The organism is uncultured Campylobacter sp., from assembly GCF_938045775.1.
In the GTDB taxonomy this organism is placed as follows: domain Bacteria; phylum Campylobacterota; class Campylobacteria; order Campylobacterales; family Campylobacteraceae; genus Campylobacter_B.
This window is the reverse complement of sequence record NZ_CALIBH010000058.1, coordinates 1-9,103: the sequence shown is the minus strand read 5'-3', so window position 1 is coordinate 9,103 and position 9,103 is coordinate 1. Positions and strand designations below refer to the sequence as shown.

At 44.4% G+C, this 9,103-nt stretch carries 11 protein-coding genes and 1 tRNA gene; 9 read left to right on the top strand and 3 right to left on the bottom strand.

The window, feature by feature from the left end; translation table 11 throughout:
- Together Q0238_RS01870 and Q0238_RS01865 are read left to right on the top strand one after the other, a co-directional pair.
- Window positions 1–1,022, top strand: a 1,022-nt coding sequence (locus Q0238_RS01870; RefSeq protein ID WP_297942345.1) for an HAD hydrolase-like protein, incomplete at its 5' end; no start/stop codon positions are given.
- A gap of 991 nt (window positions 1,023–2,013) precedes the next feature.
- A tRNA-Gln gene (locus tag Q0238_RS01865) sits at window positions 2,014–2,087 on the top strand.
- 166 nt (window positions 2,088–2,253) lie between these two features.
- Here Q0238_RS01865 and Q0238_RS01860 read toward each other — a convergent pair.
- Entirely contained in the window at window positions 2,254–2,715 is a 462-nt protein-coding gene (locus Q0238_RS01860) for a DUF411 domain-containing protein (protein ID WP_297942344.1), read from the bottom strand.
- Between the two features lie 158 nt (window positions 2,716–2,873).
- On the bottom strand, window positions 2,874–3,302 hold the full coding sequence (locus Q0238_RS01855) for a hypothetical protein (protein ID WP_040303372.1): 429 nt from the start codon (window positions 3,300–3,302) through the stop codon (window positions 2,874–2,876).
- A 220-nt stretch (window positions 3,303–3,522) separates the two neighbouring features.
- Between Q0238_RS01855 and rplU the strand changes: the two genes are divergently transcribed.
- From rplU to Q0238_RS01840, 3 genes are all read left to right on the top strand, one after another.
- The gene (gene rplU, locus Q0238_RS01850; protein WP_040303368.1) at window positions 3,523–3,831 is read left to right on the top strand and encodes a 50S ribosomal protein L21; all 309 of its coding nucleotides are present in this window, start codon (window positions 3,523–3,525) and stop codon (window positions 3,829–3,831) included.
- A 10-nt stretch (window positions 3,832–3,841) separates the two neighbouring features.
- On the top strand, window positions 3,842–4,099 hold the full coding sequence (gene rpmA / locus Q0238_RS01845; RefSeq protein WP_291938329.1) for a 50S ribosomal protein L27: 258 nt from the start codon (window positions 3,842–3,844) through the stop codon (window positions 4,097–4,099).
- A gap of 271 nt (window positions 4,100–4,370) precedes the next feature.
- A complete protein-coding gene (locus Q0238_RS01840) occupies window positions 4,371–4,841 on the top strand; it encodes a hypothetical protein (protein ID WP_297942342.1) in 471 nt (156 codons plus the stop codon).
- 45 nt (window positions 4,842–4,886) lie between these two features.
- Here Q0238_RS01840 and Q0238_RS01835 read toward each other — a convergent pair whose 3' ends face one another.
- Window positions 4,887–5,288, bottom strand: coding sequence for a hypothetical protein (locus tag Q0238_RS01835; protein WP_297941721.1), 402 nt, complete (start codon window positions 5,286–5,288; stop codon window positions 4,887–4,889).
- Window positions 5,289–5,356: 68 nt separating this feature from the next.
- Here Q0238_RS01835 and Q0238_RS01830 point away from each other — a divergent pair, with 68 nt between their 5' ends.
- The 4 genes from Q0238_RS01830 (at window position 5,357) to fmt (ending at window position 8,767) form a co-directional block, all read left to right on the top strand.
- On the top strand, window positions 5,357–5,503 hold the full coding sequence (locus tag Q0238_RS01830) for a hypothetical protein (protein ID WP_297941722.1): 147 nt from the start codon (window positions 5,357–5,359) through the stop codon (window positions 5,501–5,503).
- Window positions 5,504–6,133: 630 nt separating this feature from the next.
- Window positions 6,134–7,189, top strand: coding sequence for a GTPase ObgE (obgE, locus tag Q0238_RS01825; RefSeq protein ID WP_297942339.1), 1,056 nt, complete (start codon window positions 6,134–6,136; stop codon window positions 7,187–7,189).
- Window positions 7,190–7,317: 128 nt separating this feature from the next.
- Window positions 7,318–7,659, top strand: coding sequence for a hypothetical protein (locus tag Q0238_RS01820; protein ID WP_297942337.1), 342 nt, complete (start codon window positions 7,318–7,320; stop codon window positions 7,657–7,659).
- Between the two features lie 187 nt (window positions 7,660–7,846).
- Window positions 7,847–8,767, top strand: coding sequence for a methionyl-tRNA formyltransferase (fmt, locus tag Q0238_RS01815; protein ID WP_297942334.1), 921 nt, complete (start codon window positions 7,847–7,849; stop codon window positions 8,765–8,767).
- Window positions 8,768–9,103 lie beyond the last annotated feature (336 nt).

Sequence of the window (9,103 nt, the reverse complement as noted above, 5' to 3'; positions counted from 1 at the left end):
TAGACTCCACGCCCGCGATACTGGACGGCTTTCACTACGCGTTTGCGCATTTGGGCGCTGCAGAGCCTAGCGACGAAGCGATTAAAAAGCTTATCGGGCATCCGTTAGAAGTTATGTTTGAATGTCTAGGTGTGACGCGCGATGTGCAGAATTTCGTGCTCACCTACAAACAGCGATACGCGCAGACTTTTTTGGATCAGACCGTTCTGCTAAGCGGTGCGTTCGAGGGAGTTCGCGCGGCGAGCGAGTTTGCAAATTTAGGCGTCGTAACCACTAAAACGTCGAAATTTTCTAAAATTTTATTACATCATCTTGGCATCGCGAAATTTTTCGGCACCATCGTCGGACGAGAGGATGTGAAAAATCCCAAACCAAGCGCCGAACCGATCTTAAAGGCGCTCGAAAATTTAGGAATTTCCAGCATCGCTATGGGTAAAAATCGGCGCGGGGCGACTAGCAAAAATTGCGCTGCGGTCACCGGCGAAAGTCAAAATGGGAGCTACGGCAAAACTCACAATGCGAATGAAAAAATAAGCGTTGCCGGTAGTAGAGATGTGATTCCAGGTGAAATTTTAGCATCCGATTTGCTAGGCTCCCCGACCTCCGACCTTGATTCGAGCGAAATTTGCGAGCGAAATTTAAGCGGTTTTTCGAGCAAGAATTCCTTTGGAATTTCGTTTATAAATTCTAGCGACGTAAGCGGCAATGAGAGAGGCGTCGAGGGTCCAGACGGCAGAGGCTATGAAAGCGAAGCGTGCTGTAGCGAAATGCATGGCGGCTCCGTGCAAAATTTCGCCCATTGCGACGCCGAAGTCTGCAGCGAAAATCCGTATTTTGGAAACATCTTTATGATAGGTGATACGCAGCTCGATGCGGAGGCGGCGCGCGCAGCGGGAGTGCGAAGCGTGGGCGTGAGCTGCGGTTATGGCAGTGCCTCGGAGCTACGGGCGCATTTCGAGTTCGTATGCGCGGACGCAAAAGAGGCGGTTGAGCTGATACGCGAAATTTCATCAAAATTTTAGGCGCGACGGAGCGAAATTTTTCTAGCTTTGATACGTTATTTTTGCGAATACTTAGAAGTGAACCCGCGCCCGAAATTTAAAATTTCCAATTAATTTTTGAGTTTTAAACAGCACGCGATATGAATTTGCTCGTGCTATTTAGCTGGAAAGCAAGGCGCTTTCTAAGTATTCAAACGATGCGCGGAGATGAATTCCACATATTTTGCCCTAGTCTAGTAATAGCCTGTGCTGAACTAACAATGTACGGGAATATTTCACTTTGTCCATAGTACTTGATCTGATTCGTTTAATGTTCGGTATTAGCAGCGTATGGGAAAATTTTGCTACTTCGAGTAATTGTGTTTTATTCACTTTCGGTTTGTATTAACACAATGTACTGGAAAATCTTGCCGTAGCCAAATTTTACGCAATTTCGCAATATCTTTTGAGCCTGCGAACGGTCTTTGCAAGAAATTTTATGCAAGCTTCGCACTCAAATTATATGGCTTTGATTTTAGTTTAGACCCACTTAATCGCGATAAATTTTACACTCCGCTTGAGGTGAGTATTTGGTAGGACTTTTGTGCGATCCTATCGCAAGCCTATTTGACATTTATTTTGGCGCTGTATTTGGGTTTAGTCGCAATTATGTTCGCTGCGGATTTTCGGTGCGATTTATAGCATTTAAGGCCGCGCCCGCGCCCGCGCCCAGCGAGCACTAAACATATATGTTTTGAAGGCAGGCTTATATGATAAAATTTCATCCTGCGACAAATAGTTCGCAAAGGCGCAAATATAGGATAAACTAGCCAAATTTTAAAATTTAGCTCCGCGGCGAGTAGCCATATTCTTTTATCGGAGCCGATGAAAGCAGCGTTAGCTTTTGCGTTTTAATTTTATCGTTTCGGCTCAGCAGGGCTTTAAATTTAATCTAAAATTTTGCAAAATTTTAAAATTCCGTCCGCTCTTATGCTTTTTTAAAGCAAAATTCTATAAAATACCGCTTCCGAAATGGGCTATCGTCTAATGGCAGGACAACAAACTCTGGATTTGTGAATATAGGTTCGACCCCTATTAGCCCATCCACTTAAATTTTTAATCCCCTTTATCATAGTTAGTGTTTGAAATTATTTTACGCGGCGCCTTTGCAGATAGTGGCAAAGTATTCGCCAGCTAAAGTAAATTGCGCCAAGCCATAAATAGGCAAAATTTTATCGAGTCAATAAGTAAGTTGCCGCTTTAAAGCGGCGGATTATTTGATTTTTTCTTTGCCTTTGTAAGTGGCGATGCTTTGATACGAGCCATCCTTTTTAAACGCCACTACGTCATAGACCTCGGGCTGTGAGCCTTGCTCCATACCTGGCGCTTCTAGCGGCATTCCAGGTACTGCTATGCCGATGATGTCTTTAGGCTTATTTTTTAGTAGCGTGCGGATCTCACCTGCTGGCATATGTCCTTCGACTACATATCCGTCTACGATCGCGGTGTGGCAGCTGGCGAGCTCTAGCGGAAGTTTGAGCTCATTCTTCTTCTGGATAAGCGGCTCGTCAGCCAGCGAAATCATCTCGACTTCAAATCCGTTTTGCTCCATATATTTTGCCCAGTTGTGGCAACAGCCGCAGCTCTCGCCGTGATAGACCTTAATGTGTTCGTCCGCCGCCGCATAGCTACTTAATGCCGCTAAAAGCGCACCTACAAATAAAATTTTCTTCATATTTTACTCCAGTGATTAAAAGTCCTCGATTATACAATACGTATAGTAAATTTTTAAGAGCGAACCATATAACTCTAAGATTAAATTTGACGAAGCAGACCCGCTCGTAAGCCGAAATTTTACGAAATTTTAAAATTTCGGCATCGCGGATAAATTGGTTATAGGCACTGAGAGAGTGCTGATTTGATAGCGGATTTTGATACGTAGCCTTCCGAGTCGCTGGTAAGTGATACGTCGCAGCCCGGCTTATAGTTTTTCCAGGTGTAGATGTTGCCGTTGTCTTCGGTTGTTTTGATGGAGTCTGGCTGTTTATTCCATGCAGAAATTACTTGATTGATATGAAATGCATCGCTGCGATCTTTCGGCGCATTAGTCATACCTGTGCTATCGGGCAAGGTCGTTTCGACCATATCGGTAGTGCCTGCGGTGGAGACCTCTTGGACTTTATCATTTACGCCGCCGATATTTGTTTTGCTGCTTTGGGATTTTGTTTGATTGCGTACTCCGCTTGGTTCGTTGGATATATTCCAGTTGGAACAACCGATAAAAAATACCGCTGCTACGAGCGCAGCTATTAAATTTCTCATAAAATTCTCCTTCAAAAATTTCGTTGCGATAGTAGCACATTTATCTTTAGTTTAAAATAAATCCGAGCCCTTGAAATTTGAAATTTCGCAGGAATTTTGCGAGGCGTTTCAGTAGGAATTTATAAAATTTGAGATAATATTGCAACCTTTCATACCAAACGGGCTTTTAAATTTTGCACGGCAAATGCCTTTTTGGCTACCAAATTTTAAAGGATTTTTGATGTATGCTATCATCAAACACGGCGGCAAGCAGTATAAGGTCGAAGAGGGCAACTACCTAAATTTAGACCATTTTAATGCTGAGCCGAAAGCAAAGCTCGAGCTTAGCGAAGTTTTAGCGCTAAACGACGGCGAGTTAAAGGTAGGAGCACCGTTCGTAAAGGGTGCCAAGGTGGTTTTGGAGGTCGTTTGCGAAGGCAAGGATAAAAAAGTCGTTATCTTCAAAAAACGCAGACGTAAAGATTCAAAAGTAAAACGCGGCTTCAGACGCCAATACACCCGCGTCAAAGTCGTTTCGATTAACGCATAAAGGATAGGAAATGGCACACAAAAAAGGTCAAGGCTCAACCCAAAATAATAGAGATAGTATCGGGCGTCGCTTGGGCGTCAAAAAATTCGGCGGCGAGTTCGTGCGTGCGGGCAACATCATCATCCGCCAGCGCGGCACTGCGACACACCCGGGCTGCAACGTAGGCATGGGCAGCGATCACACGATTTTTGCGCTGATCGACGGCGTCGTAAAATTTGAGCGAAAAGATAAAAACCGCAAAAAAGTATCGGTTTATCCAGCCGCGTAATTACCGCTAAAATCTTCGGGGGCGCAAGCCCCTCTTTTAAATAAAAATTCGAAAAACTGCTGTGAAATCGGAAGATTTTTCTCACGCAAAAATTTCGTTATAAAACTCGCTACGACGAGATTTAAAATTTATCAAAAAATCACGAGTTAGAAATGATAGGCGCGCCGTTCCTCAGACTTTAAAGTTTAGCTCTAATTTTGAAATTTTACCGAATATTATTTGTGTAAATAATGGCGCATGGGGAATTATTTAAATTCTAAAGGGATTGGCTATGATAAAAATAGACAAAAGCGAAATTCTAAAATATCTCGTAAACAACATAATAGACAAAGACCTATTAAGAGGCATAAACGCCCTTATCGACGAAAGTATTAAGTCATTAAAAATCGAGATGGACGGTAATAAAATTAGTCCGAGCGACGCGGAAAAAATCGTGAAAGATATACAAAGTAGCGATAAATTTAAAAGCTTGATAGGTGAAGCCGCGAAAAAGAACCAAGCATCCATCAAATCAGGTGGTGGATTTTGGTTCGGTGCTGTCGTAGCAGGAGCGATAGCTTATGGCGGATACGATATATTTTTGGAGCGTTATTCAATAGATGAAGAATACTCTTTTATCTCTAAGTGCGTCGGCGAGCAGGGTGAGGAGTATAAAAAAGACTATTGCGTTAAGCAACTAAAAAAGTGTTTAAAGGACGATAAAAAGATTCGCGAATGTTCTCGCGGACTGTTGGGTCGCTAGAAGCGGCGATCGATTTGTGATCACGCCATATCCATATTCAACGGGCTATGTATCGCTTGGCTCGTTCGTATCACCAAAAGCTATTTTTGAGCCCTCTTGTATATTTTCGCAAATTTCATCGCCTAAAATTTTTCTCTCGAAGCTATCGTCTATAAGCGTCTTATAGCGTTTAAGCTTTTTGTATTCATCGCTATCAAGCAGGAATTTATAAATTGCTTTTAATTTATCCGCCATTTTTTGCGAGCTTAAATTTTCGTTTTTAACTCTTTGCATGAGCTTTTCGTATGATTTTGCTCGTTTTTTTAAATAGCTTTCGTCATCTGAATTTTCGTCGAATTCTACAAATTCTATTAAAAAATTCGTCAATCCAAGCCTTATCTGACTAACTCCATTTCGTATATCGTCCACTAGCTCTTTGCATTTTCTATCATAATTTTCTGTCGCCATTTGTCGCCGAACCTTTCTGTAAAATTACGCTAATTATATCAAAATCTTACGGAAAGGAGGTGATTAAAATGAATACGTCAGATATGAGCCAGGACGAGCTTGATTTGTGGTCGAATATAAATAATCCAAACAATGATGCCGATATGGACGATTGGGCGGATGCGCATAATCCAAATAACGATGATTATTTGGGTGATGACGACGAGAATGAGTGATTTTATAGTTGTGACCGGTTAAATTTATATAGGTCGCCAAATTTGCGTCAAAAGCCGGATTAGGCTTATAAAGGAGAAATGATGGCAAAATCTGGAGTTAGGCCGCCAAATGGTCCGAGCACTACGGGTAATCCAAGTGGTAAAGGTCGCGGGAATAATCCGCCAAAAAAATAGATATTCTCCTCCTTTGGGAGGAGACAAATTTAAGGAAAGAGTATCATTTCGAGGACTGTGATTTTACGCTGCTTGTCGCAAAGTTTGAAAATCTGGACAAAATAACTTTAGGTTTTGAGGAACAAAAGACTAAACGGTCGGTAAAAGACGCATATCTAAATTTTGTTTTGCTAGATTGTTAAGTAGATAAAATTTTGTAATCTTGTAGATATCATTCAAGCATTTAAAGAAAAGTGCGGCAACGATGGCTATACTAGCAACGCTAAAATAGTAAATTTTTACAAAGGAATGGACGTAAGGTAAGTCCTGTTGATTAAGGCCCTTTCGTCTTGAAAAGATCTTTATGAAAGAAATACTTAAATTTTTAAGATTAAGATTAAACTACGGCTTTAAAAGCGATCTTGCTGTAGTTTTAGTAATTTTGGATATAATCGCCCTTAAAAACTAAGGTAGAAAATGTTCATAGACAGCGTAAAATTTAGCGTTAAATCTGGTAATGGCGGCGCGGGTTGCGTCAGTTTCCGCCGCGAAAAATTCGTCATCTTAGGCGGTCCCGACGGCGGCGACGGCGGCGACGGCGGCGACGTGTATTTTAGGGTCGATAAAAACTCCCACACTCTCTCATCCTACAAGGGCAAGCGGGAGTTTAAAGCGCAAAACGGCGCGCCCGGCGAGGGTCGCAAAAAGACGGGCAAAAGCGGCGAGGATCTCTATCTCATCGTCCCTCCCGGCACCAGCGTTTACGACGAGGATAGCGGCGAGCTGGTGCTTGATATGTTAAACGACGGCGAAACGAAGCTGTTTTTAAAAGGCGGCAAGGGCGGGCTTGGCAACGTGCACTTTAAAAGTTCGATCAATCAAGCTCCCGAATACGCACAAAAAGGCCTTGAGGGCGAAACGCGCGAGGTGCGCTTGGAGCTAAAACTCATTGCTGACATTGGGCTCGTGGGCTTTCCAAACGTCGGTAAAAGCACGCTAATCTCGACCGTCTCAAACGCCAAACCGCAGATCGCAAACTACGAGTTTACGACCCTCACGCCAAAGCTCGGTCTCGTCGAGGTTGACGAATACAGCGGCTTTGTCATGGCCGATATCCCTGGCATCATAGAGGGGGCTAGCGAGGGGCGCGGGCTTGGCGTGCAGTTTTTAAAACACGTCGAGCGCACGAAAATTTTGCTTTTTATGCTCGATCTTGCGAACTATCGCAGCCTTGAGGAGCAGTTTGACGCGCTGCGGGCCGAGACGGCGAAATTTTCAGGCGAGCTTGCACAAAGAGACTACGCGATCGCTCTAACTCGCGCGGACGCGGCTGAAAATTTGCAGGAAAAATTTGACGCGTTTTTGGCGTATTTGGGGCTTGCGGGCACGGCGGGCGAGATGAAATTTAAACAAGATATTTATGAATTTGACGCCGCTAAGCCGTTTTTCGTAATGCCGATCTCCTCGGCGACGGGACAAAATATAAACGAGCTAAAATTTAACCTGCTTAAGCTACTTAAAAAGGAGCTGTAGGCTGCGCTAAAAGCTGCGCCGTAGAGGAGTTTTGACGAATGCAGGTCTTAAGCGCGCCCACATACGCGGCTAAATTTTATTTTTATCGCTCGCAAAAGCCGCAAAAAGATAAAATTTAAGGAGGCGAAATGAATAAAATTTTTATTCTAGTATTTTTATGTTTCGGCGCGTATTGTTGCGAGCCTTCCGATTCGGCGCCGAATTTTACGGACTTTAACGACAAGGATCATGGCGGCGCGCTGAGCTTGCAGGAGCGGATGGCGAGCGAGGTGCCGTCTGGGCTGAGAATAGAGCTAAATCTGCGCTCAGGCTCTGAATTTAAGAGGTTGGACGCTAATCACGACAGCAAGATTAGCCTAGATGAGCTGGGAGCGAAACCGTCTGCAAAGATTTATTGGTCCGAAGATCCGTGCGCCTTTTGGCCGTGGAAGGATCAAGACGGAGATGAAAATCAATCTGCCGTCAAATAAGCGCGAAAAACGGCAATAATGCGGCCTTTTGCGCGGGGTTTGGTTTGTGCGACGCGTATAAATTTTACTTCGCGCGGGCGAGTGCGGATCAGGTTTGCTTCGCAATCTGAGTAAAATTTTATTTCGCGCATTGCCGGCACTAGCATGATCGCTAGCGATGCGATTTGGCTAAATTTAAAGGAAAAGAATGAATATAGTTTTTATGGGAACGCCCGAGTATGCGGCTAAAATTTTACGCGCGCTTGCGGAGGCGGAATTTGAGATCGCGGCCGTATTTACGCAGCCTGATAAACCCGTCGGCAGGAAGCAAATTTTAACTCCGAGCGAGGTTAAAATTTACACGCAGCAGCACCTGCCCGCCGTGCCGATATTTCAGCCTGCGAGTTTAAAAGACGAGGCGGTCGCAGCGCAGATAAAAGAGCTAAAGCCTGATTTTATCGTGGTTGCAGCATACGGTAAAATTTTGCCGCAGGCCGTGCTTGATATCGCGCCTTGCATAAATCTGCACGCCTCGATCCTGCCTAAATACCGCGGCGCAAGCCCCATTCAAAGCGCGCTACTGGCGGGCGAGAAGCAGACGGGCGTGACGGCGATGCTGATGGACGCGGGGCTTGACACGGGCGATATGCTTGATTTTGCCTACACGCCTTGCGAGGATAAAACGGCGGCGCAGCTGTTTGACGAGCTCGGGGATCTCGCGGGCGAGCTTATCGTGCGAGTGTTGCGAAATTTTGCAAATTTAACGCCGCTTAAGCAAGAGGGCGCGCAGGCTACGCACTGCAAAAAAATAAGCAAATCCGATGGACTTTTTAGCTTTGAGGAAAGCGCACGGCAAATTTATAATAAATTTCGCGCGCTAACGCCCTGGCCCGGGATTTATCTAGCTAGCGGGTTAAAAATTTTAGAACTAGAGCTTTTGCGCGAATCTTGCGAGCATAAATTTGAACGCGCTGGCGAAATTCTACACATTGATAAGCCTAGTTTTTGCGTCGCATGCGGCGAAGGCGCGGTTAAGATGACAAAGGTGCAAGAGCCAGGCAAAAAGCCCGTGGACGCTAGCGCATATCTAAACGGCAAACGGCTAAAGATCGGCAATCTGCTATGCTAAGCGGGATTTTAAATTTTCGCGTTTTGTGCCGCGCTTTTGATGCTACGCGGGAATTTTATTTGCGCCGCACTTTTGGGATCGCGGCGAAATTCTGCCTTGGGTATCGCCGCAATCGTGAAGTAAAATTTTACCGCGCGGAATTTCGAAACGAAGCTTCAAAATCAAGGCTTTATAAAATTTTAAAACCTCGCTTCTATACTTTAAAATTTTACGCTCGCAGGAGCTTTAAATTTCGCTTTGGCGGTTGCGAACCTTGCGACGTCGCACCGAACACACACCGCTTAAAATTCTATGATCGTGCCGCAGAATTTTTGCAAGATAAAGCTTTAAAATTTT

What these genes read in the sequence shown, in the direction of transcription:
- Q0238_RS01860 (WP_297942344.1), bottom strand. Translation starts at nt 2,715, where the DNA reads ATGAAGAAAATTTTATTTGTAGGTGCGCTTTTAGCGGCATTAAGTAGC.
- Q0238_RS01855 (WP_040303372.1), bottom strand. Translation starts at nt 3,302, where the DNA reads ATGAGAAATTTAATAGCTGCGCTCGTAGCAGCGGTATTTTTTATCGGT.
- rplU (WP_040303368.1), top strand. Translation starts at nt 3,523, where the DNA reads ATGTATGCTATCATCAAACACGGCGGCAAGCAGTATAAGGTCGAAGAG.
- rpmA (WP_291938329.1), top strand. Translation starts at nt 3,842, where the DNA reads ATGGCACACAAAAAAGGTCAAGGCTCAACCCAAAATAATAGAGATAGT.
- Q0238_RS01840 (WP_297942342.1), top strand. Translation starts at nt 4,371, where the DNA reads ATGATAAAAATAGACAAAAGCGAAATTCTAAAATATCTCGTAAACAAC.
- Q0238_RS01835 (WP_297941721.1), bottom strand. Translation starts at nt 5,288, where the DNA reads ATGGCGACAGAAAATTATGATAGAAAATGCAAAGAGCTAGTGGACGAT.
- Q0238_RS01830 (WP_297941722.1), top strand. Translation starts at nt 5,357, where the DNA reads ATGAATACGTCAGATATGAGCCAGGACGAGCTTGATTTGTGGTCGAAT.
- obgE (WP_297942339.1), top strand. Translation starts at nt 6,134, where the DNA reads ATGTTCATAGACAGCGTAAAATTTAGCGTTAAATCTGGTAATGGCGGC.
- Q0238_RS01820 (WP_297942337.1), top strand. Translation starts at nt 7,318, where the DNA reads ATGAATAAAATTTTTATTCTAGTATTTTTATGTTTCGGCGCGTATTGT.
- fmt (WP_297942334.1), top strand. Translation starts at nt 7,847, where the DNA reads ATGAATATAGTTTTTATGGGAACGCCCGAGTATGCGGCTAAAATTTTA.